Source organism: Leisingera sp. S2M4 (assembly GCF_055398055.1).
Genome location: NZ_AP040861.1, coordinates 454887 through 474987 on the forward strand (window position 1 = coordinate 454887; position 20101 = coordinate 474987).

24 protein-coding genes are annotated in these 20101 nt (G+C 62.0%); 7 read left to right on the forward strand and 17 right to left on the reverse strand.

Going from position 1 to position 20101, the window contains the following annotated elements:
* Positions 1-11: 11 nt before the first annotated feature.
* The 12 genes from ACZ52D_RS02245 to ACZ52D_RS02300 all read right to left on the reverse strand — a co-directional run bounded on the left by ACZ52D_RS02245 (position 12) and on the right by ACZ52D_RS02300 (position 8137).
* Positions 12-1316, reverse strand: a complete 1305-nt coding sequence (locus ACZ52D_RS02245; protein WP_464442419.1) for a phage portal protein — start codon at positions 1314-1316, stop codon at positions 12-14.
* Positions 1307-3142 carry a terminase large subunit gene (locus ACZ52D_RS02250; RefSeq protein ID WP_464442420.1) on the reverse strand — a complete coding sequence of 612 codons (1836 nt, stop codon included), beginning with the start codon at positions 3140-3142 and terminating at the stop codon, positions 1307-1309. Before ACZ52D_RS02250 ends, ACZ52D_RS02245 begins: the two co-directional genes overlap by 10 nt.
* Entirely contained in the window at positions 3139-3585 is a 447-nt protein-coding gene (locus ACZ52D_RS02255) for a P27 family phage terminase small subunit (RefSeq protein ID WP_464442421.1), read from the reverse strand. Before ACZ52D_RS02255 ends, ACZ52D_RS02250 begins: the two co-directional genes overlap by 4 nt.
* 173 nt (positions 3586-3758) lie before the next feature.
* Complete coding sequence (locus tag ACZ52D_RS02260) at positions 3759-4121, reverse strand: HNH endonuclease signature motif containing protein (protein ID WP_464442422.1); 363 nt, start codon at positions 4119-4121, stop codon at positions 3759-3761.
* A 91-nt stretch (positions 4122-4212) separates the two neighbouring features.
* Complete coding sequence (locus ACZ52D_RS02265; protein ID WP_464442423.1) at positions 4213-4797, reverse strand: hypothetical protein; 585 nt, start codon at positions 4795-4797, stop codon at positions 4213-4215.
* 28 nt (positions 4798-4825) lie between these two features.
* A complete protein-coding gene (locus ACZ52D_RS02270) occupies positions 4826-5590 on the reverse strand; it encodes a hypothetical protein (RefSeq protein WP_464442424.1) in 765 nt (254 codons plus the stop codon).
* A complete protein-coding gene (locus ACZ52D_RS02275; RefSeq protein ID WP_464442425.1) occupies positions 5583-6161 on the reverse strand; it encodes a hypothetical protein in 579 nt (192 codons plus the stop codon). Before ACZ52D_RS02275 ends, ACZ52D_RS02270 begins: the two co-directional genes overlap by 8 nt.
* Positions 6162-6345: 184 nt before the next feature.
* Positions 6346-6993: a hypothetical protein gene (locus tag ACZ52D_RS02280; protein WP_464443103.1), complete on the reverse strand. Its 648-nt coding sequence runs from the start codon at positions 6991-6993 to the stop codon at positions 6346-6348.
* Between the two features lie 5 nt (positions 6994-6998).
* Complete coding sequence (locus ACZ52D_RS02285) at positions 6999-7436, reverse strand: DUF1937 family protein (protein WP_464442426.1); 438 nt, start codon at positions 7434-7436, stop codon at positions 6999-7001.
* A complete protein-coding gene (locus ACZ52D_RS02290) occupies positions 7429-7611 on the reverse strand; it encodes a hypothetical protein (RefSeq protein WP_464442427.1) in 183 nt (60 codons plus the stop codon). The genes ACZ52D_RS02285 and ACZ52D_RS02290 overlap by 8 nt, the downstream gene beginning before the upstream one ends.
* Positions 7608-7931, reverse strand: a complete 324-nt coding sequence (locus ACZ52D_RS02295) for a hypothetical protein (RefSeq protein WP_464442428.1) — start codon at positions 7929-7931, stop codon at positions 7608-7610. The genes ACZ52D_RS02290 and ACZ52D_RS02295 overlap by 4 nt, the downstream gene beginning before the upstream one ends.
* Positions 7928-8137, reverse strand: a complete 210-nt coding sequence (locus ACZ52D_RS02300) for a hypothetical protein (RefSeq protein WP_464442429.1) — start codon at positions 8135-8137, stop codon at positions 7928-7930. Before ACZ52D_RS02300 ends, ACZ52D_RS02295 begins: the two co-directional genes overlap by 4 nt.
* 86 nt (positions 8138-8223) lie before the next feature.
* Between ACZ52D_RS02300 and ACZ52D_RS02305 the strand changes: the two genes are divergently transcribed.
* A complete protein-coding gene (locus tag ACZ52D_RS02305) occupies positions 8224-8859 on the forward strand; it encodes a S24 family peptidase (protein WP_464443104.1) in 636 nt (211 codons plus the stop codon).
* Positions 8860-9120: 261 nt separating this feature from the next.
* Here the strand turns inward: ACZ52D_RS02305 and ACZ52D_RS02310 are convergent, their stop codons facing one another.
* The gene (locus tag ACZ52D_RS02310; RefSeq protein ID WP_464442430.1) at positions 9121-10698 is read right to left on the reverse strand and encodes a DUF6161 domain-containing protein; all 1578 of its coding nucleotides are present in this window, start codon (positions 10696-10698) and stop codon (positions 9121-9123) included.
* Positions 10699-11051: 353 nt separating this feature from the next.
* Between ACZ52D_RS02310 and ACZ52D_RS02315 the strand changes: the two genes are divergently transcribed.
* From ACZ52D_RS02315 to ACZ52D_RS02335, 5 genes are all read left to right on the forward strand, one after another.
* On the forward strand, positions 11052-11321 hold the full coding sequence (locus ACZ52D_RS02315; protein WP_464442431.1) for a hypothetical protein: 270 nt from the start codon (positions 11052-11054) through the stop codon (positions 11319-11321).
* Positions 11322-12060: 739 nt separating this feature from the next.
* Positions 12061-12720 (forward strand): hypothetical protein, encoded by a 660-nt coding sequence (locus tag ACZ52D_RS02320; RefSeq protein WP_464443105.1) that lies wholly within the window; start codon positions 12061-12063, stop codon positions 12718-12720.
* Positions 12717-12974: a pyocin activator PrtN family protein gene (locus ACZ52D_RS02325; RefSeq protein WP_464442432.1), complete on the forward strand. Its 258-nt coding sequence runs from the start codon at positions 12717-12719 to the stop codon at positions 12972-12974. The genes ACZ52D_RS02320 and ACZ52D_RS02325 overlap by 4 nt, the downstream gene beginning before the upstream one ends.
* A 260-nt stretch (positions 12975-13234) precedes the next feature.
* Complete coding sequence (locus tag ACZ52D_RS02330) at positions 13235-14167, forward strand: DUF726 domain-containing protein (protein WP_464442433.1); 933 nt, start codon at positions 13235-13237, stop codon at positions 14165-14167.
* Between the two features lie 36 nt (positions 14168-14203).
* Positions 14204-14887, forward strand: coding sequence for a glutathione S-transferase N-terminal domain-containing protein (locus tag ACZ52D_RS02335; protein WP_464442434.1), 684 nt, complete (start codon positions 14204-14206; stop codon positions 14885-14887).
* Between the two features lie 129 nt (positions 14888-15016).
* Here ACZ52D_RS02335 and ACZ52D_RS02340 read toward each other — a convergent pair whose 3' ends face one another.
* The 3 genes from ACZ52D_RS02340 to ftsY all read right to left on the reverse strand — a co-directional run bounded on the left by ACZ52D_RS02340 (position 15017) and on the right by ftsY (position 17830).
* On the reverse strand, positions 15017-15637 hold the full coding sequence (locus ACZ52D_RS02340; protein ID WP_222454020.1) for an inner membrane-spanning protein YciB: 621 nt from the start codon (positions 15635-15637) through the stop codon (positions 15017-15019).
* Between the two features lie 37 nt (positions 15638-15674).
* Positions 15675-16577 (reverse strand): EamA family transporter, encoded by a 903-nt coding sequence (locus ACZ52D_RS02345; protein ID WP_369927209.1) that lies wholly within the window; start codon positions 16575-16577, stop codon positions 15675-15677.
* An 86-nt stretch (positions 16578-16663) separates the two neighbouring features.
* Positions 16664-17830 (reverse strand): signal recognition particle-docking protein FtsY, encoded by a 1167-nt coding sequence (ftsY, locus tag ACZ52D_RS02350; RefSeq protein WP_464442435.1) that lies wholly within the window; start codon positions 17828-17830, stop codon positions 16664-16666.
* 176 nt (positions 17831-18006) lie between these two features.
* On the opposite strand from ftsY, the gene ACZ52D_RS02355 reads away from it, so the two are divergent.
* Complete coding sequence (locus tag ACZ52D_RS02355) at positions 18007-18414, forward strand: hypothetical protein (RefSeq protein ID WP_417473392.1); 408 nt, start codon at positions 18007-18009, stop codon at positions 18412-18414.
* 57 nt (positions 18415-18471) lie between these two features.
* Here ACZ52D_RS02355 and xseA read toward each other — a convergent pair whose 3' ends face one another.
* The gene (xseA, locus tag ACZ52D_RS02360; protein WP_464442436.1) at positions 18472-19977 is read right to left on the reverse strand and encodes an exodeoxyribonuclease VII large subunit; all 1506 of its coding nucleotides are present in this window, start codon (positions 19975-19977) and stop codon (positions 18472-18474) included.
* Between the last annotated feature and the right edge of the window lie 124 nt (positions 19978-20101).

The window sequence follows — 20101 nt, forward strand, 5'->3', positions numbered from 1 at the left end:
GCGGCCTCCTCTCAGTCTGTGTCGGTTTCCTGTCCCGCCGCGCCCTCATCGGGATCGGCATCATTTTCAGGTGCGGCACCCGCCGCGCCTTTGGCAAAGGCCTTGCCAGCCAGTTCGATCGGGACCGTCGCACCCTGCACCAGCAGCGTATCGCCGCCCGGCAGCGGCGCCCGGTTCTCCAGCGCGCGGCCTTCGTTCGGGGTCATCAGGCCGTTCTGGATCGCCTTCACGATCGCCTCGATGCGGGTCTTGAAGTCGCCGCGCATGATCCCGTCGAGGTTCAGCTTGACGTAACGCTTCGAGCCACGCCCGAAGATCTTCAGCGTGAGCTCCTGCTCGAACTTCTTCACCCAGCGCCGCAACGTGTGCTTCACCAGGTGCAAATCTTGATGCTCGATGTTGTTGTAATTGCCCTTGCTCAGCTCCTGCAGAAACACCGGAGGCAACTGGTAGATCCGGGCCATCTGCCCAACCGCGAAGATCTGAACCGGCGTCAGCTGCATTTTCTCCGGATCATCGCCGAGACGCACAAGATCGTGACCGGAGGGCAGCGGCAGAACCGGCTTGCCTTCCTCTGCCGACCGGCGGGTGACCTTCATCAGGTCCGCCGCCGCCCGCATCATTTCCTTGGCCGCCGTGAACGGGCCTTTCAGCACGTAGGGGGGAACACCGTTCTTGCCGAACACGGTCAGCGCGTAGCGGTTGGCGTTCAACCCCTGCCGGATCGCGCTGGCGCAGGTCATCACCGGGTTGTGGTGCCCCACGTGATCCGGCTTCAGCAAAAACGCGATATCGATCACGTCCTTGCCCTCATAGGTCTTCACCTTCCCCGAAGGCTCCCGGTAGTCGTAAAACAGCCGCCCCTTCACCTTCCGCACGGTGGTGCGGTCGTATTCCATCGGAAACAGGTTCACCGCCTTACCCCCGCGCCGCTCGACATAGGTGTAGGCCCGCCCGGGCCCGAACACTTCCGCAAAGAAGGTCTCCCGCCAGGCAAAGCTGGTTGTGCTGTCATTGACCGCCGCGCCCAGCACATCGGCCACGCCACCGCTCACCTTCTTGTCGCCGCCCGGCTCGCCGGTCTTCTCGAACACCTCGACCGGCAATCCCGCCATGGCCGCCGACAGGAAGTTGATCGCAGCCCAGACGCCGGGCAGCGACAGCGCCTCTTTCATGGTGACACCTTCGGTCACCTCTCCGCTCAGCACTTCCGCGATCGTGGCCTCGCCGCTGTCCACGACCACCTGCGCCCGGTCTTCCACGGGTGCCGCTGCCTGCGCCGCCGTGCCGCGCCGGAAAATTCCCGTCAGTCCCAAAGTGTGTCCTCCAGCGAGTAATCATCATCCGCCCAGGGTGATTGTTCCGGCTGCCCGCGTTCCCGGCACAGCGCCATCCCGACGGACATACCGAGCGACACCATGCCGTCGATCCGCCCGTGCGCCTTTTCCTTGTCGAACATCCGGTGCCCCGTCCGGTTCTCGGCGTAGGTCACGGAGGCCGCCATACTGTCCAGAAGCGCGTTCTTCGCGACGGTCAGTCGGCCGTCATAGATCGCGTTTTCCAGCTTGTTGATCGAGTCGGGCATCCACAGGTAGATCTCGACCTCCTGCCCCGGGTTGGTCGGATCCGGCACCTTTTCAAGCACCCGTTTCTGAAACCCCTGCGGATGAACCTCGGTCGGCAGCACCAGCCCCTTTTCCGTCAGGCTGTCCTTCAGACGCTCCAGCCCGTACTGGTCGCAGGCAATCACCTCAGGCTGGTAGCGCGAGTTCAGATCCGCTAGCGCATCCGCCAGCCATGGATACTTCAACCGCTCACCCGGTACCGCCTCGATGAACTTCCTGTCGACCCACAGCTCATAGGGCGCCTGATCCCGAGCCGAGCGATCCAGCAGCGTATCCTTCGGCGTCCAGAACCATGTTTTCGAAACCAGCTTTTCCGCGTCCTTGGTGGCGTCCAGCACCCAGGTCAGCGTCAGCGCGGTAAAGTCCCGTACTTGACTAAGGTCGAGACCGCCAAAGCAGGGATAGCCCGCCTTGGTCAGCGCCTCCGGGTCCACATCACCGTGACAGGCGGTCCAGGCGTCGCGCTTGATCGCCGCCTTGACCGATTGCGTCCACTGGCAAAAGTGAAGCCGCGCGATGCCATTGCGCTTGCCCGGCATCATCTTCGCCTGTTTCACCACCTCGCGCAGGTAGTCTTCCTCGATGGTCTCCCCCAGAAGCGGGTTCACCTTTGGCCAGCAACTCGGGTCATTCTCCCAATCGTCGCCCTCATCCAGCGAGCAGATGAAGGCAAAGGTGCTGTCATCCTCCTGCACGCCGGTCACCACGTTTACGCCGTGCTGATGCTCTTCCCAGCAAATCGACTTCTTGTCGGTGCCGGAGTTCGTCGCCATGCACAAAAGCGGCTGCTTGCGGAACTTGAAACCCCGTTCCAGCATATCGATCACGTCCCGGTTCGGATGCTCATGCACCTCGTCCGTCAGCGCACAATGTGGCCGCGGGCCAGACTGCGCTTTTTCGGCCGACAGCGGTTTAAACTTCCGCTTGTCCCCACCGCGCCCGACATAGGTCATCTGCCAGACCGGGTTTTCGCCTTGCTGTGACACCCGACGCTTCAGGACCGGCGACTGATCGACCATCGCCACCGCGTCCTGAAACAGGATGCCCGCCTGGTCCTTCTTGGCCGCAGCCGCATAGACCTCCGCTCGCGGCTCCCCATCCGCCACCAGCATATAAAGGCCGATGCCGCCGAGCATCGGCGACTTGCCGTTGCCCTTGCCCTCTTCGTCATAGAAGCGCTTGAACCGGCGCAGCCAGGCACGGTGCGTGTCGCTGTACTTTTTCCACCCGAACAGCGAGCCGATGCGAAACGCCTGGCTCGGGTGCAGGTGAAACGGCTTGCCCTCGAACTGCCCCCCGTTCAGCCGCAGCACTTCGGGAAAGAAGTTGATCGCCCGCTTCGCGGCCGCCAGATCCCATTTCATGCCGCGATTCGGTCCCTCGACCAGATCGCGCAGATGCCGCGCCGCCGCCGCCCGGACATATGGCCCCGCCACGATCTTCCCGGCCACCACGTCCTGCGCCCAGGCTGTCACCGGATCATCCTCGTAGGAGACCGGTTCAACCGCGTCGGTCACGTCAGATAGCTCTCCGGCCCGTTCGAGTCTGGGAAGTTGAACCCCATCTGCCCACCGCCCGACAGCCCCCGCTCCGCCGCAGGCGTCATACCGAAGTCATTGGCCAGCGCCCGGATCTGCCGGAAGGTCTCATTGAGTTGGGCAACCTCCGGGCGCGCCTTCAGCTGCTTGCCGTTGCGGGTCTCGCTCTCGTAGGTCTCGCCGGTTTCTTCCAGCTCGAGGGTCAACCGCTCATGCCGAACCACCGCGGCACAGAGTTGGCGAAACATGAACACATTGTGCGGCTTCAGCCGATCAACGGTTGGGTGGCACAGCGGCAGCGCCAGTCGATCGAAGGTCCAGCGCAGCTCACCCGTCAGCCCTTCTGGCCGCAGCTCCTCCAATCGGAGCCGGGCGCGCTCATCAAGGTTGTGCAGCTGCCCCCCGTCTTCGGTTAGCGGCACAACCTTTTCATCTGCTGGTTTCCGCCCCCGCATGACCCTACCTAACTCCTTCTCCAGTGTGGCTTTTTCTATCCAATTTCCACTTTGCGCACAGAAAGGTTCCCCCTCCGGTTTCCACCCGAAGCGGATTTTCTTGCGCCCCTCCCCCTCCCGTTCGGAACGGGTCGGCAACCCTACTCATTGGCCGGATGCATCGGATCCAGTGGCCAGCCGTCGTCGCCACGCTCTTCCGAATAACCCCGCGCCTCCAGCCGCTGCTTGTTCTGATCGTGGTCATCCGGGCAGAGCGTCTGCAGATTGCCCGGATCCAGAAACAGCGCCTTGTCCCCGCGATGCGGCACCAGGTGATCCACCACCAGGAAGTGCCGTCTCGGATTGGGCTGTTCCGCACCCGCCGAGGTCAGCGTGCCGTCATTCACGATACCGCGCCGCAGACATGCCCGGCACAGCGGTTCCTTCTCAAGGTGCTGAGGCCGCAAACGCCGCCGCCAGGCCGAGAGGTTGTAGAGGTGGTGGTATTCACTACGGGCCGTCATACGCGAACCCCCAAAGCAAAAGCGCCCAGCAGTTTCCTGCGGGCGCAATTTGTGATGATGCATATTCATTGGCACGCAGTCGGACTAAGCGTCAAGCCCCTTTTATATTCTCCACAGGCAACGCGATCCCCTGTTCGGAAATCTTGGCCAAGCAAACTACCGATTGCAAAGAGACGAAAGTAAGGATGAAGAACAGGATAGGCGGGAGCACCTCCAGAAGCCACACCAACAAATAGTCGCCCTTTGCCAAAGCCTTCGCTCTCTTGGAGTAATACAAAGCCTCCCTTCTATACTCTTTTTGAACCCGGCTTATTTCCTCATCTCCTTGCACGTAAGTTTTTGTTATTCTGTGATCTCTTGACTGCAGCGCCAACAGTGTCGCTTCATACTGTTCATCTCGTTGCTTTTCGAAAAAATAGTAGGTGTCTTTCCCAATGTTTGGCATGGCTTTAACTAAAAAGATAACCAGAAAAAGCCAGCTCAAAGCACCAAACATCCATTGCAGCTCATCCTTTGAGACTTTTACCTTTATTCCCAAAACTAATGCATCACTAAAGTTCACAGAACATTGATCCAGCAAGATGTAAGAAACGGACACAAAAATGAGGGCGCGACCGGAAGATTTGTGGTCAGAATGATCGAGAATTTGCAAGATTTTGGCCCTTTCACCCGCCATGGCTGAGTACAATGCTTCCAGTCTATAGCTACCAGCTCGCGTTCAGTCCAATCATCCGGTCCAACGCAGCCCCAAGCGCCAGCCCCAACGCCTTGATGTGCTTGCCAGATGCCCGCTGCCCCTCGCCCACCCAGCCGCAGGCCTCGAGCACCTCGGACAGCGTCCGGTCTTCGATGCAAACCATATCGACCAGCTGAAGGTCGCTGATCAGTCGACGGCGGTTCCGATCGGAGGGGCGCACCCGTCGCACCTGCATTGCATAACCCGAGCCGACACGGCGGCGCAGGCGTTCAATCTCTTCCCGGTCGCGCAAAACCGCATCCATGAATGCACCGCCCTGCCCGCTGCCTCCCGACCGCACCGCTTCGATCGAGGAGCATTGCAGACCTGCGCAAGCATGTCGTTCAACAAGATCGCGGTAGTGACGGCCCATAGCCACCTGCCCCGGTGTGAATGGCGCAGGCCGCTTGCGACGGGCAGCGCTAGCCGCCATCACGTCAAACGTGTCAGCGCAACGCATGGCTGACCTGCCGCGATACCCCGATGGCGCCGCTTGGAACTCATCTTCCCCTGTCGGATAGAGGCTGACCGGCTGGAACACTTGAAACGGGCCGCGGGCCGGAGCCTCAGGGATTTCATCCCCGCAAACGCTCGGCACTTGGCCGCGCGCTTTCACCGCCTCAATACGTGCTGCCTCTTCCTCGGCCCGCGCTGCACGCGCGGCAAGGTACGCCGCCACTGGTTTCAGATCCGCGCCTCCGTCCGGCGCGACGATTACCACATGTTCAGTCATGCGCAGCCACCGCCTCAACGATCCGTTTACAGCGATCAAGCGCCGCGTTTCGCCTTGCCCGAAACTCCCTCTCAGTGTCCGCAACGATAGAGCCGCGGGCCGCCTGTTCGTCTTGCTTCAGCAGCCGTTGCCGCGCCTCGGCCGCCCGCTCGCGAATTCCGCGCAGGTCAAATTCCTTCGGCCAGCAGCGGTTCTTGCGCAAAAAGGACAGCAGCTCCGGCGCCCAGTCTTCCGCCATTGCTGCCCGCCCGATCGCACTGGCAAACACGGCCCGCATCAACGGTGACGCGCTGTCTGCGGGCGGCTGGATCTCCGCCGCCCAGGTCAAGAGTTTCGCTGCGATCGGAAAGCGGTTGCCATCACGACCGCCCGGGCGAGCGGCCGCCTGTTCGGCCAGCGCATCCAGGTTCATCTCGCTCATGTAGGAAAGCCGCCCACACAGATCGTCAATCATTGCTTCAAACTGCGCCGCAGTGACGCCAGTGGGCCGCGCCAGACCCAACCGCTGCAGCGGCTCGACCAGGCGTTGCCTGACCCGGCGCTCCGCCTCGGCCTGCTCTCTACTGCTCATCGCCCATTTCCCCTCTTTCTCAGCAACTACACGTTTTCCTCAAACACTCACCTCGCGGCGGCCCCAGTAAGGTGTTCTGTATTCTTCTGTTTTTTATTGTCCTGTCCTGTAGGGCAATTTCACCGAAAGACCTGAAATCGTACTGAAATCAGGTGAAATCATTTCACTTCATTTCAGATGGATTTCACTTCCGCGCAGCACTGATCGGCGTCACGTCCCCGGTGTAGCCAAGCACCTCGACCATCGCCGCCCGCACGTTGTCCGGCGTGATGTACAACTCCGAGTGCTCGAAGTGCTCCGCCAGCGCCGTGATCGCGCGATCATCCTTGATGATGTGATCGGGCACGCCCATCTCCGCCATCTTCTTGCGGATCTTGTGCTTCTTGAGCGCCAGCCGCCCCGCCTCGCGCGCGGCATCCCGCCCCCGCTTGCGCTTGTACATGTCCTGGACGATCTCCTCGATCAGACCGGGATGCCCGAGGCGCTCCTCCGCCTCACCCGAGCGCGGGTCCTCGACGAGGACCGTCACCCAGCCATGCAACACAGTCTCGCGGACCTCCTGCCATTCGCTGACAGACCGGAACCGGGCCATGTCGGCCAGTTCCAGGTCATCCGTCGGCAGCGTGCCCGCCGGATCCTGCCGGATCGCCTCCGACCACAGGATCAACGCGGTGCCGATATCCGCCCGCCTGCCGGTCATGACGCATTTGCTCAGGAACCGCGACGACAGGAACTTGTGCCCGTAAAAGGGAAACCAGTCGTGCGAGGACAAGGTTTCCCCGCGCTGCAATGGCCAGGTATCAGGCGTCCGCCCGTCCAGACCGTCAACCATGTCTTTCACAGCCCTACCTCCAGATCATTCGGCCCGCCTCCGTCCAGAACGAAAACCGGCTTGTTCATTTCCAATGCCAAGAAGGCCGACTGCCAGACCCCCGCGGATCGCTGCCAGCCCGGTAGAGTCGGCACGACGACCAGGTCCGCATGGCGCACCGGTCCGGTCGGATCCTCAACGGCAAGACCGGCCTCCGAGGCCATGAAAGCCGGAGACAGCGGCAGGATACCGACCTGCGCCAGCATCCCCATCCAGGTAACGGCGAGGTCTGCGGCCAACACCGGCCCGCCGTCGAACCCCGCAAAAGGCGAGGCGAGGCAGGCAAGCTTGCCCGCAGCGCGGGAAGCCACATCAGCCAGCAAAGCCCCCTCGTGCAGCAAGGCAGCGCCTTCAGCGCGTTCGCGCAAACGCTGCCAGTTGTGCGGGCCCGAGAAATCAAGCATGCACCACCTCCGCCAAAAAAGGGGCGCGCGGCAGCGAGGCCACCGCGCGCCCAAGGTCCACAGGGAGGTGATTGGGGGCCACTAGCAGGCGCGCCTGCCCCCGGTCGGCGCTCAGGCAAAGGGACATGGCGGCCCCGCCTGCAGTGTTGGGAATGATTGCCCACGAAACGCTCATGCCGCCCGCTCCAGCGCTTTGCCGAAAAACGCGGGAGCGCCGGGATCCGTCAGCATCACCAGCAGCGCGATATGGCTTGCAGGCGAGGTCACTGCGCCCCACCAGTTCAATGCCGTCTGGAAACTCACGTCACAGAACAGCGCCACCTCGCGCGGACTGCGGAAACGTGCGCGGAAGTAGGCCGACCAAAGATCTGGCGCGGTGGCCTTTAGCGCGTATGGGTCAAACTTATTTGACCAAGACTCTGCGACCGCGTCAGCTGCATGCTGCGGACATGAGACATCATTGTTTACGATCAGAGTCAGGCGAGGACGGCTCATGCGGCAACCTCGCCATTCTCTGGCGGAGGATTGGAGGCAATATAACGGCGGATCTTGTCGACGGTATGGAGCGTCGGACTAGAATGCCCTTCGCTCCAAGCCTGCCACTGGCTCCAATTCGCGCCGATAGCTTGGCGCAGCACATGCTGCGGGCTCCGCCCGACAGCCTCGGCATAAGCCGCCATCTCTTCCAGAAATTGTTCCACGCCCCCTTCTGGGGTTTTTTTACCCCAAAGGTCAAGGGTATTTTTACTCCATGCACTATCACCTCAACTGGGGTAATTTACCCCTCATGCAACAAACGTTCAGAGACGCATTCATTGCGGCAATACAAACAACAGGCAAATCAATGCGTCAGGTCGCTCGCGACGCAGGTGTGTCCTATGAACAGCTGAAAAACCTCGCCCAAGGCAAGGCCAAGTCGACCAACGTTGATGACGCTGTACGCATAGCCGCCTCTTTCGGAACGACCCTTGAAGGTTTTTTGCAGGGCCAAACGGAGGCTCCGCCAGTTCCAACCATAGCAATAGCGGGGAAGGTCGGCGCGGGCGCACAGGTTCCGGTATTCGACGCTTATGAAAAAGGCGGGGGACCTCAGGTGAAATGTCCACCTGGTCTGTCGCCGCACGGCATCGTCGCCGTCGAAGTAGAAGGCGACAGTATGGAGCCCGTCTATTCAGCCGGAGATCTTCTATTCTACACTCGCAATGGGCACGATGCAGTTGCTTCTGAGGACGTCGGCCACCGCTGCGTGTGCGAGGATGAGGACGGTATGGGTTGGGTGAAGCAAGTGAAGGCCGGAGACGAACCCGGCCTGTTTCACTTGATCAGTTTAAATCCTGGAGCAAATAACATTTGGAACGTTCGCCTAAAATGGGCTGCACGTGTGAGACTGCATTGGCCCGCTGACCTAGCACAAAAGATCTAGCAAAAGCACCACGTAGGGCTTCTCACTCAATCTTCACGGATAGAAAAATCCGCCTTCGACGCTAACGGATAAAGCCCACTCATTACACGCGGGCGGCGCGCATGTATAGAAAGGGCTAGCGTCATTTCATACTCATAATACCGACCTGCCAATAGTAGAGAACCTGAACGAGACAAACACACTTGAATTAGGAGACCTCGACCAACCGCAAAATTGTATGCCCCCGCAGCACCCATTATCTTGCCATGCGGGCAGCCTATCTTAACGAGAAAGTATTTTACTTATTGCCGCGCCAATGGATGGATCTACTCCCCCCTCATCTTTGACCATGCCATCTGTACTTGGCCTAAAGAGCGACGCATATACGATGGCTCTCTGAGAATGAATTTCGTCGCTCGCTTCACCCGTTGCTACTAGACTAATATACGCTTCTGCAAACGCTCTCCTCTCGCGAGCGTCAAGCTCTAAATGGCGCTCTGATAAAAACTCCTTCATTTGCAGTCGAATATACCAAAGGGCGAGAGTAACCAATGTCAAAACAACAAGGATTGGGAGGAATTCGAAGACTCCTCCCATACTGCACTCCACAGCTAAGCTCTTGGCATCGCAGCCGGGTTTGCTATAGAAGGCAAGCAACAAGTCTTTTCGATATATAATAAAAGCGCAAATTGCCACCAAGCTCACACCTAAAATTACAAGAGACGATACAAACCGGGAGAAGGCGGCACTCTTCCTTCTGCTATGCTCTGCTTCTTTTTCCTCCCAAAGCTTGACAGGCTCTTTGAACACAGCTTGTTGCTCTAGTGCTTCTGTAGCAGCATGAACTCTAGATTCAAAACGAGTTTCAATTTCCTCCATCCAGCCCCCAATTTGAGCCCGGATATGGGAGGCACTCTCCATCAACTCATCAAGGGATCTTTTTTGCTCTCCAATAGTTTTACGCTGCTCTGAAATGGCCACATCCAATAGCCGCAACTCCCTTCTTGCATCATTCAAATCCCCCGCACCAAGCCCATTTCCAATTTTCCCATCACCTAAACCTTCTCCAAAAGACTCAACACCTTCAGATGCAAGAAAGTTTATAGATGGAAACTTATAGAGCGAAAATCCTGCTATATGGTGCGGCGATTGTCTCCAGTGCTCCGCATCAGTGCAGGCAATTTCAAAAAGCCACGACCGAGGAAAATAGTTCCCCTTCAGCTCGGCATCGTACCAGTTTACAAAAACCTTCCATTCAGATTCAGAAAAGATAGCCTTCACATGCGACCAAATGTACTCAAATGGATTATCACCATCCGACCAAAGAGGATCGCGCATAACATCCTCACCTGAATCAAGTCGGTTAAAATCCCGCTTAACCTCCGCCCAAATGTCAGCCGCGTTTTTCTCGACAGCAGCCACAGCAGCTCTGACCGCAGATGCTGCCGCAGCCGCGGCGGCGGAGGCATCTATCGCGTTGGCGATCCTCTCGAGGTCGACCCCAGCGGCGGCGGCGGCCGCGCAACTTGCTGCTCTTGCAGCGGCATTAACAGGGCCTTTGGTGTCTACAGCCAAAGTCGCAATATCATTGTCTGCTTCGGCGGAAGCGTCGGAGAGGGTAGCTAGCATGTCAACTGGTGGCCGGTTGGCAACTGCCGACGATAGAATCAATGCACGTATAACGGGCAATGCAGTCAAACCACGCTGCTTTGCAATCGCGCTCTCGTGCGTCCACTCCCACCAAACAGGCAAAACGCGCATGGCAGCGCGCGAAGCGATCGCCGCACTCCAATAACGCGGCTTATCCCTAAGAAACATTTCAAGAACATCAGTATTTTCAAATATTTTGGGAGAGTTCATCAAGCTATCCTGGCTTCTGCGTCAACGGCATTCAAACCCTCCACACGCCGAAGTCAACTTTAGAAGAGCTACAACCCGAGCGGTCGCATAGCCAGAGCTTACCCCCCTGCAGCAGTGCACCTCAACAACCGCTTCGAAACCTTGGCTTACAACGCACCGTCGATGCAGAAATTTTTCGCTGACACAAAATCCAAACGACATCTTCGAACTGGGTTCGATCGCTTTCGCCGACCGCTAACTCGGCTGCGCACTGCTATGTGAAACTTGACAGAATGGGGTATATTTACTCTTTTTCGGTTGACGGGGTATTTTTACCCATGTACTAATTTATCCGTCAACCGATGGAGGATTGAATGCAAGACATCACCAACGCTGCGCGCCAGATCGTCGGATCGCCCGAAGACTATCTGGACGATACGAGCTTGTTCACCCAAGCCTGGGCCACCATGAAGGCCGCCCGCGGCCAGGGGTTCGACCCTGCTCGCCTGCGCGCAGCGCACTTGATCGACCGGCCCGAACCCGCCCCGGAACCGACCGACCAGACCCTTACCCGTGTCGGCGCAAAGGTGCGCGCACTCATCGCGGAGAAAAACATTCCGGTGCCGCAGCGCAATGCAGCCTGACCGGATACCGGCCCACACCTGTCCAACCACCTGCGCAAATGCATGTAGCAGCGTCCGGACCCACCTGCGGGCCCCACCCCAACTGAAATAGCCGAGAAGCGGCGCGTGATGGAGGATTGACGCGCCGCTTTTCTTTGAGGTTTCGCGCCCGTCTTGCGGCGCGGATCAACGCGGGCGGCGCAATCCTCCAATCCATCCGCCGCCCGCGACCACCCAAGGACAGGACACCGATGCCGTCGACACCCCAGCAAATCTACTCCGCCGCCCGCGCCCTGAGCGCCCGCTGCCGGTTTGGCCAAGCAATGCTGCTGCAAAAGTTGGGCGGAAAGCTTACGCCGGAAAGCACCGATCCGAGCGACCGGTTCGACTTCTCGGCGACACGCTGGCACCTCTCCTTGCTCGGCCTCTCGGCCTCAGGGAACGACATGCCATCAGCGCTGGATGCCTGGCTTCGCGCCGCCCGTATTCACTACACCCTCGACGGCACTCGGCGCGCAACCGATGGCCGACCAGACTGCCCATACAACGGCGCAGCCACTGCCCCTACCTTGCCGCGGCGACTTGAAAACGAGGCTGAGGCGACGAGGTCGATATGAACATGCGGGCTCGGCCACCCGCACCGCCGGGGCGCGGCATGAAGGCCACCACTCACACAACTGCGCCGCGCCCCAGACAAGAACTGCCCCCCGCTCATCTCCTCGACCAAGGGGCATCGACGGAAACCAAGAGCATCATCACAATGAAGCCTCTCCGCGTTCTCATTGGCTGCGAAACCTCCGGCACCGTGCGTCGCGCGTTCCTCGATCGTGGCTACGACGCATGGTCTTGTGACCTGCTGCCCTCCGACGACCGTAGCAACCGTCACATGCAGTGCGACATCCGTGACGTGCTTGGCATGGGCTGGGATTTGCTGGCCGTCATGCACCCACCCTGCACCCGACTTTGCAACAGCGGCGTACGCTGGCTCAGCAAGGCACCCAAAGGCCGACGCCTAGCCGACATGTGGGCAGAGTTGGATGAAGGCACCGCGCTGTTCTCTGCCTGCTGGAATGCCCCCATCCCGCGGGTTGCCGTTGAAAACCCGGTAATGCACCGACACGCGAAGGAGCGGATCCAGAACTACCGCCCCGCGGCGCAACATGTGCAGCCATGGTGGTTTGGCGACCCTGCCTTCAAATCCACCGGCTTATACCTCCGCGGCCTCCCCCCTCTGAAGCCCACGAACCGCCTCACGCCGCCCGCTAAAGGATCCCAAGAGCACAAGAAATGGTCCGCCATCCACCGCGCCAGCCCCGGTCCTGACCGGTGGAAGATGCGCAGCAAGACCTTTCCAGGAATTGCCGCAGCGATGGCCAAACAATGGGGCGCGTATGCCACCGAACAGGAGCGAGCAGCATGAACACCTTTTGGCTCCTCACCGCCAAATATGAAGGAAACCCGCTTGTCCCAGTCGATGCACTCCGCAACGACTACTTTAATGGAATGAGCCGTGAAGTATTCCTACGCAAGATCGAAAGCGGCGAGATCCCCCTGCCTCTCACGCGCCTGGGCGAAGGTCAGAAAGCACCCCGCTGCGTTCACATCTCGGACTTGGCCAAGTATTTTGACGACTGCGCAGAACAGGCGAGGGAAGAACTGAAGCGGAAGTTTTGAGGGCAAGGAATACCCAGGGTTATTCCCCAAAGTATGCCTCATCAAAATCCGTCAGCAAAAATTACTTATTTACAGCAACTTACCGTGCAGTAAATCCAATAACAAATCGCCACGAAAGATGGCCCGCATGTACGCCCGCAGGCGCAACCAGTCAAGCTGTAGCAGCTGCGCCGTGCGTCATACGACCGTTACCGGATCGTCACCTGCCGGTCACGCCCCGGGGTTAGGGTCCGGCAAAATTCAGGAGCCGGGAGCCGAAAATGGCCTTGATCCGCATTAATGCCCGCGGGCAGACAGCCGAGCTGCACGGCTCTCCCGCACCGCTCGAGAGCCTGCTGCAGCGCGCTACAACGGGTGACGGGCCGGTGATCGTGATGATTCACGGCTACAACTATCGCCCCGGCGGCCGCAGCAACTGCCCCCACCGCCACCTGCTCTCGCTCGAGCCTGCGCATCTGCCTTGGCGCGCGCCCTCCTGGCCGCGCCAGCTGGGCTTCGGGCTCGGACATGCCGACGAAGGCCTTGGCATTGCCTTTGGCTGGAACGCCTGCGGCACCCTGCGACAGGCCCAGGCCAGCGCGGCCCGCGCCGGGCAGGCCCTGGCGCAGGTCTGCGCCCTGCTGCACCGGCAGGATCCGCGGCGGCCGGTGCATGTGATCGGGCATTCGCTGGGGATCGAGGTCGCCCTGGAAATGCTGCACCATCTGCCGCAGGGCGCCATCGGCCGCATCATCTCTCTGTTCGGGGCCAGTTTTCAAAGCCGCACCGCAACCGCCCTGGACACGCCCGCCGGGCGCTCGGCCGAGTTCATCAACATCACCAGCCGCGAGAACGACCCGTTCGATTTTCTGTTCGAACGGCTGACCCGGCTGCCGACGCGCGGCGACCACGCCATCGGCCATGGTCTCAACGCGGCCAATGCCGTCACGCTGCCGCTGGACGACGCGGACACGCTGAACCATCTGCGCACGCTGGGCTATGCCATCGCCCAGCCACAACATCGGATCTGCCACTGGTCGTCCTTCACGCGCCCCGGCACGCTGCGGTTTTACCGCCACCTGCTGCGCCAACCGCAGGAGACGCCCCTGCAACGCCTGCGCCCGGCCTGCCCGCCGCGCTCGGCACGCCGCTGGTCACGCCTGTTTGCCCTGCGCCCCTTCGCCGCCCCCTTGCCCGCCTGGCATCAGCTGTGATCCTCTGGGCGCACGGCAACGAGCAGGAGCGCCCAGATGCAGTCAGCCATTCAACTCTATTACTGGCCCACCCCCAACGGCTGGAAGATCTCCGTCGCGCTGGAGGAAATGGGCCTGCCCTATGACACCACGCTGATCGATATCACCAAGGGCGACCAGTTCGCACCCGCGTTCCTGGCGCTGTCGCCCAACAACAAGATGCCCGCGATCACCGACCCGGACGGCCCCGACGGCCGCCCGGTGTCACTGTTCGAAAGCGGCGCGATCCTGATGTATCTCGCCCGCAAGACCGGGCGTTTCTACGGCAGCGACGACCGTACGCGGCTGGCGGTGGAGCAATGGCTGATGTGGCAGATGGGCGGGCTCGGGCCGATGGCGGGCCAGGCGCATCATTTCCTGAAATACGCGCCCGAGCCGCTGCCCTATGCCCAGGACCGCTACCGAGACGAGGTGGCGCGGCTGTACGGCGTGCTGGACCGGCAGCTGGCGGACAATGAATATGTCGCCGGGCCGGACATCACCATTGCCGACATGGCAATTTGGCCCTGGGCCTCTTTGTGGGAGGGCCAGCAGCAGACCCTCGACGACAAGCCGAACATGGCGCGCTGGCTGGAGCAGATGTGGTCCCGCCCCGGTGTCATCGCCGGGCGGGCGCTGCATGCCGATCTGCGCGGTGATCGCTCCGACACCAGGGCGCAGCAGGTGCTGTTCGGCAAGTGACGGATTTGGGGCATCGCCCCCGCCTGCGGCACGCGCTGGCGCAGCCCGCCGCAGGCGGGCTGCCATGCCCAAGGCCTGTGGCCTCATCCCCGATGAGGCCAGGGCGCGGGAGCGCTCCCCTTTTGCGGGTTACTCCGCCGGACCGGTGTTTTCCTCGTCCTCGTCCGGCCCGTATTTCTGAAACAGCGGCCCCTGGAACATGAAGAAGCCGAACATCGCAATCGGCAGGCCGAAAGTCTTGAAATAGACCCAGGCCTCTTCGCTCTGGAAGCGCCAGATCAGCTCATTCGCCACCGCCAGCGCAAAGAAGAAGGCGCAGAGGCGGCGGGTCAGGATCATCCAGCCTTCCTGCTCCAGCGGCATCACCTCTTCCATCACCACCTTCAGCCAGCTTTGGCCGCGCAACAGCCCGATGCCCAGAAGGCCGCCGAACAACAGATACAGCATCGTCGGCTTCATCTTGATGAAACGGTCGTCGTTGAACCAAACCGACATGCCGCCGAACAGGACCACCAGCACCAGCGTCGCAAACTGCATCCGCGACAGATGCCCGGTCAGCTTCCACAGCGCCAGCGTTGAGGCCACCATCAGCGGGATGAAAGCGGCGGTGATGACGATGAAGCCCTTGTACTCCTCGCCGCCGATCAAAAAGATCTCGTCCTTGAGCTTCAGGTAGCCAACGAAGAACAGCACAACCGGACCGAATTCCAGTATCATCTTCAGCGTCGGGTTGATCTTCTTTTCAGCCATCTGGCGTCCTGTCCTGTGTCTGTTGCGGCGGCGGCGCTCAGCCGCCCATTTCCACTATCACGGCGCCCAGCGCGATCAAAGCCATCAGCGCAATCCGGCGCGGCCCGACGGTCTCCTTCAGCACCAGCCAGCCGATCAGGGCGGCAAACACGGTGGAGGTCTCGCGCAGCACCGCCGCCTCGCCCACCTTGTCCAGCCGCGTCGCCAGCATCACCGAGCCGAAAGAGGCAAAGGCCACCAGCCCGCCGAAGAAGCCCTTGACCAGAAGCGGCCCCGGCACCGGCGGCGCAGCCATGCCCCGCCAGCGGACCAGCGCGATGACGGGAAACACCAGCCCGTCGATCATGAAGAACCAGGCAAGGAAGGTGAAAGGATCGGCCGTGGCGCGGATGCCATAGGCGTCATAGGTGGTGTAAAGCGCCACGAACAGCCCGGTGATCACCGCCAGCACCAGCGCAATCCCCAACGTGTCGCGCGCCGCGGTCAGGAAGATGAAGTTGTAGACCGCCAGCCCGAAGATCCCCGCCAGAAGCACGCCGACGCCCAGCCACTGGGTACCGGTAAAGGTCTCGCCGAACAGCCAGTAGGCACCGATCACCGTGAACAGCGGCCCGGTGCCGCGCACCACGGGATACACCACCGTATAGGCGCCCTTGGTATAGGCTAGCGCCTGGAACAGCTTGTACAGCAGATGGATCACAAAGGCGCCGAGGAAGATCACCCACATATGCGGTTCCGGCCAGGGCACCACGAACAGCGCAAATGGGGCTGCCATCAGGCAATAGAAGAAATCGATCGCCCCGCGCGACAGCCATGGATCGTGCCGCCCCTTCTGCAGCGCGCCGAAGACCGCATGTAGGAAGGCCGCCGACAGCGCCAGGATCAGGGCCATCTGATGCCCGGCCTCGGTGCCCTCGAGGGAGATCAGCCAATCGCTCAAATCAAATACCTTTGTTCACGCCGCATCAGCCGGGTGTTTTCCTTTCCGGTTGTCCGGAGGAATTGTCCGGCAAGAAGTGAGCCGGGTCAGGACTTCTCCAACCCGGTCAGGGCGGCGGCAAATTCCTCGGGGTCGAAGGGTGCCAGATCGTCAATCTGCTCGCCCACGCCGATGGCGTGGATCGGCAGGCCGAATTTATCCGCCAGCGCCACCAGCACGCCGCCCTTGGCGGTGCCGTCCAGCTTGGTCATCACCAGCCCCGAGACATCGGCCAGCTGGCGGAAGGTACCGACCTGGCTCAGCGCGTTCTGGCCGGTGGTGGCGTCCAGCACCAACAGGGTGTTGTGCGGCGCGGTCTCGTCCTTCTTGCGGATCACGCGGACGATCTTGGCCAGCTCCTCCATCAGGTCGGTGCGGTTCTGCAGACGGCCTGCGGTGTCGATCATCAGCAGATCCGCGCCCTCTTCCTGCGCCTTGGTCATGGCATCGAATGCCAACGAGGCCGGATCGGACCCTTCCGGCGCGGTCAGCACCGGCACACCCGCGCGCTCGCCCCAGACCTGCAATTGTTCCACCGCGGCGGCGCGGAAGGTGTCGCCCGCGGCGATCACCACCTTCTTGCCCGCGCCCTTGAACTGGCTGGCCAGCTTGCCGATGGTCGTGGTCTTGCCCGAGCCATTAACCCCCACCACCAGCACCACCTGCGGGCGCTTGGCGTAGATCGGCAGCGGCTTGGCGACGGGTTCCATGATGCGGGCGACTTCCTGCGCCAGCAGTTCCTTGATCTCGCGGCTGGACACCCGTTTGCCCATGCGCCCCTCGGCCAGGTTGGCGGTGACGCGCAGCGCCGTGTCCACCCCCATGTCGGCGGCGATCAGCAACTCTTCCAGCTGCTCCAGCATGTCGTCATCCAGCGCCCGGCGCGGCTCATCCGCCGTGCCGCGCCCCATCAGGCGGCCCAGCAGGCCCGGCGACTTCTTCTCCGGCTCCGGTGCAGGCGCGGGTTTTGCAGCAGGCGCCGGTGCCGGGGCAGGCGCAGGTTTCGTCTCCGGCTCGGGCTGCGGTTCGGGCGCGAGATCCGGCACCGGTGCCGGGGCGGGTTGTTCCGGGCTGACCGCAGGCGATTGCGCCAGCGTTTCGGCCACCTGATCCGCGGCGCTGTCCGCGCCTTCCTCGACGATGGCGTCCAGCCCCTGCTCCAGCTTGGACGAGGATTTGAACAGCCGGTCTTTCAGCTTTGAGAAAAACGCCATCGGTGTCTGCGCTCCGGGATTGCTACGGGGTCTGACATCCACCTAATGCGGATTTCCGCCGAGTGCAAAGCGCAAGGCGGGCCGGGATCGCGAAAATGCCACCGACACGGCCGCCGCGCGCCGCTTTGGCGACATTGCCCTTGGTCCCGCGCCCTGCCCTCTGGCACAGTGGGCCCATGCGTTTTCCTTCGCTGATTCCCCTGCTTGCCGCGCTGGTGCTGCCCGCGTCCCCTGCCCCCGCGGCCGAACCACTGGGCGCCGAGGCTTTTGATCGCTACACTCAGGGGCGCACGCTCTATTACGGCTTTGGCGGCGATCTCTACGGGGTCGAACGCTACCTGCCGGGGCGGCGGGTGATCTGGTCCTTCCTCGACGGCCGCTGTCAGGAAGGCCGCTGGTACGAGGAGGCAGGCCAGATCTGTTTCATCTATGAAAACCGCCCCGACCCGCAATGCTGGCGGTTTGAGCTGGGCCCACGCGGGCTGACCGCGCAGTTTGAAAACGACCCTGCCGCGACCGAGCTGTACGAGGCCGAGGACATAGGCGAGGACATGCTGTGCCTTGGCCCCGACGTCGGCGTCTGAGGCAGACACCGGCGCCGTGAGTATTTCAGACCAGTAAGAAGTCGGCCCTGGGCCGTGTCAGAACAGCGAGCCCTGATCGCCGCGGTCGCCGCCCGACGGTTTGTCCGACGCAGTGGCCGCGCCCGGTTGCGCCGCGTCCCTCGTCACGTCCAGCGTGCCATCGGCAAACTCGACCTGCAGCGGGCCTGCCGCAGCGGCCGCCGCCGCCCGGGTCGTCACCACGTCGCCGCCCGCGCGCACCACCGCATAGCCGCGCCCAAGCGTTGCCTTGTAGCTGAGGATCTCAAGCTGCCGCCCACTGGCCGCAAGGCTCTGGCGCTGACGGTCGATGCGCGCGGCCTGCGCCGCATCCAGCCGCTGCGCCAGCCGCGCCAGCGCGTCCTTCTGCGCCGCCATCTCGCGCTGGATCGGGCGCAGGTTGAGGCGCGAAGACAGGTTCTGCAGCCGGTTGCGCCGCCCCTCGACCAGCTGGCGCAGGGTGGCGGGGCGCAGGGACGCCGCGGTTTCGCTCAGATGCACCCGGCGGCGCTGCACGCCGGAGATCAGCGCGCCGGGCAGCCGGTCGGAAATCCGGTCCAGCCGCTGACGCGGGGTTTCCAGCAAGGTATCGGGCTTGGGCAGTGCACGCGCCAAGTCGTTCAGCCGCTGGCGGCGCAACTGCACTGCCTGCCCCGCCGCCCGCGTCAGCCGCGCGCCCTGGTTTTCCGCCCAGGCCATCAGCTCCAGCCGCACCGGCACCGCCAGCTCGGCCGCCGCCGTCGGCGTCGGCGCCCGGCGATCCGAGACAAAGTCGATCAGAGTCGTGTCCGTCTCATGCCCCACCGCCGAGATCAGCGGGATCTGGCTGGCCGCCGCGGCGCGGGCGACGATCTCCTCGTTGAAGCCCCACAGATCCTCGATCGAGCCGCCGCCGCGGGCCACGATGATCAGATCGGGCCGCGGCAGCGCACCACCCGGTGTCAGCCGGTTGAAGCCCTCGATGGCGCGGGCCACCTCGGGCGCGCAGGTCTTCCCCTGCACCGCCACCGGCCAGACCAGCACCTTGCGCGGAAAACGATCGCGCAGGCGGTGCAGGATATCGCGGATCACCGCGCCGGAGGGCGAGGTCACCACGCCGATGATATGCGGCAGGTAAGGCAGCGGTTTCTTGCGCTCCGGCGCAAACAGCCCCTCGGCCTCCAGCTGCTTCTTGCGTTTCTCCAGGAGCGCCATCAGCGCGCCTTGGCCAGCAACCGCGACCTCATCGACGTTCATGTTGTATTTCGACTGCGCGCCAAAGGCCGTCAGCCGACCGGTGACAACCACCTCCAGCCCCTCTTCCGGCACCACCGAGAGGCCGCTGATCTGCCCCTTCCAGGTGGTGCAAGCCAGCACCGAGCGGTCGTCCTTGATGTCGTAGTAAAGATGCCCGGAGCGCGCCTTGAACACGCGGCCCACCTCGCCGCGCACGCGAATGCGGCCAAAGGTGCCCTCCAGCGTGCGCTTCACCTCGCCCGAGATCTCGGAAACGGTGAACTCCGGGGCGTTCTGGCCTGGGATCGGGTCGTCAAACAGGTCGGACATCGGGGGGCTGCTCTCCTGCGGCCTTTGGCCGGTCTTGTTTTGAAGTCGCGCGCAGCATAGAACGCGCGGCAAGCAAGGCAAGCCCCGGGTGGCACCGCGGGGCACAGGGCTCAGGCAGATCGGA